Below are 287 nucleotides of genomic sequence, written 5' to 3' on the forward strand. Positions count from 1 at the left end.
GACTACGAGTTTGACCGTCCGGCCGACGGCGAGGCGCTGACCGTGACGGCGACCATCGTGGATGCGGCAGGCAACGAATCCCAGCCGGGCCGCGACAGCGCCACCATGGGCGACACCACTGCCACCGGTGCGCCGACCGTGGTCATCACCGAAGACAGCGACAACGACGGCACCATCGACCGCAGCGAGATCAGCGGCAAGGTAAACGTGGCGGTGACCCTGCCGGGCGAGGCCCAGGCCGGTGACGCCCTCAAGGTGAGCGGCCAGCCTGACCGGGTACTGAGCGA

1 protein-coding gene is annotated in these 287 nt (G+C 69.0%); it reads left to right on the plus strand.

The window, feature by feature from the left end; all coding sequences use genetic code 11:
• Positions 1–287: hypothetical protein (locus ACLHZ1_RS20770; protein ID WP_427263560.1), on the plus strand; the 287-nt coding region annotated here is incomplete at both ends.

The sequence above is a fragment of the Aeromonas sobria genome (assembly GCF_050266975.1).
GTDB classification, from domain to species: domain Bacteria; phylum Pseudomonadota; class Gammaproteobacteria; order Enterobacterales; family Aeromonadaceae; genus Aeromonas; species Aeromonas sobria_B.